1 pseudogene (running past both ends of the window) is annotated in these 1,606 nt (G+C 67.2%); it reads right to left on the bottom strand.

The features are described 5' to 3' along the window. Positions 1-1,606, bottom strand: a pseudogene (gene cobN, locus EGH24_RS11385) (cobaltochelatase subunit CobN) (it extends past both window edges: 1,191 nt to the left, 1,085 nt to the right).

Here is a 1,606-nt window from a genome sequence, read left to right as displayed (position 1 = left end):
CGCNGGCACCTTCCGCGGGTCGAGCGTGTAGAAGTTCCGGCCGGTCGGCAGCAGGTCGACACCGCCACGGGTTGGCGCGCCGCTGCCGCCCGGCGGGACGTACTCGCCGGCCAGCGCGTCNGCNGTNCGGGGNATNTCNNCNTCNGCTCCCTGCACTCGCGGGGCGGCCTCCTCGCAGATAAACGCGAGTGCTTCCCGCAGGTCGTTGTGCGCGCCGGAGTTCGCCCGCCCGTCGCCAAGCGTGTCGATATCGACGACGAGCAGGTTGATGTTGACCTCGTCGTCCGGGCCGGCCTCTCGCTCCGAGTCGGGCACGTCGAAGTCGTGGTTGGCGAGGGTTTCGACCAACTCGACACACGACTCGTGGACATGGTCGGCGGCCTCGGCGTAGGTCATCCCGAGGGCGTCGTCGTACTCGCCGGGGCGGTTCCGCATCGCGTCGTAATCGACGCCGAGCGCGCCAGCGACGCTTTCNCGNAGGCTNGGNGNNNCGNNGTTNTCGAGCCGGGTGAGCGCGACGAGATACTCAACGAGCCGGTCGTCGACCGGTGGCTCGCCCATCGTGTGTAGCCCCATTCGGATCTGAGTGGTCTTCACGTCCGTCAGNTACTCGTGGATGCGNTCGACCAGTTCGTCGATTGCGAGGTCGTCGCCGGCGACGTCACCCTCGGCGAGCGTCGAGCCGGCCTCGTCGGGGCCGCGAACCTCCATTTGCTCGTCGATTTCGCCGCTCGTGCCGAGTTCGACCGCGAGATCGAGGTCGTCGATGCGCTCGCGGATCAGGTCTTCCAGTTGCTCGCCGTCGTCGCTGCGGGCGTCTTCCATCCCGGCCTCGCGGTACTCGTTGGCGAGTTCTTCCAATTCGCTGAGTTCGTCGTAGGTACCGGCGTTGGCCATGACTGGCGTCAGGTAATCGACGATGGCGGCGTAGGATCGCCGCTTCGCCTGGGTGCCCTCGCCGGGGTTGTTGACGATGTAGGGGTAGACGTTCGGCAGGTCGCCGATCAGCTGGTCGGGCGCGCTCGCGCCGTTGAGTCCGACGGTTTTGCCGGGNAGCCANTCNAGNNNNCCGTGNGTNCCGAGATGGACGACGGCGTCCGCGCCGAACGACTCCCGGAGCCACCCGTAGAAGGCGACGTAGTCGTGTGGCGGCTGGAGGTCCGAGTCGTGGTACACCTTCGAGGGGTCCATCCCGAAACCACGGGGGGGCTGGACGGTGACGAGNACGTTNCCGAACTCNNCGCCNGGAANCGCAAACGGCCGGTCGGGTGGATCGCCCCACTCCTCGGTGATGTTTTCCTGAAATCGTTCGTCGGCGTCGGCGAACCACTCGTTGTACTGGTCGGTCGCAACGACATCGACCGAACGGTCGCGGACGTCCTCGGGCGCAACCCAGCGGTTGTCGAGCGTGAGTTGGCTGGTGAGCGTGTCGATCAGGTGCTGGCCCGACGCTGGGTGGCTGTCGCCGAGGTCGTAGCCGCGAGCGTCGAGTTCGTCGAGNAGNTTGANNGTGCTTTCGGGNGNNTCGAGGCCGAACGCGGTGCCGATGCCGTCGTCGCTCGGCGGGTAGTTGTGGAGGACGACGGCGACGCGCTTCTCGTCGNNG

The sequence above is a fragment of the Halonotius terrestris genome (assembly GCF_006861665.1).
GTDB classification, from domain to species: domain Archaea; phylum Halobacteriota; class Halobacteria; order Halobacteriales; family Haloferacaceae; genus Halonotius; species Halonotius terrestris.
This window is presented reverse-complemented; position numbering and strand designations above follow the sequence as displayed.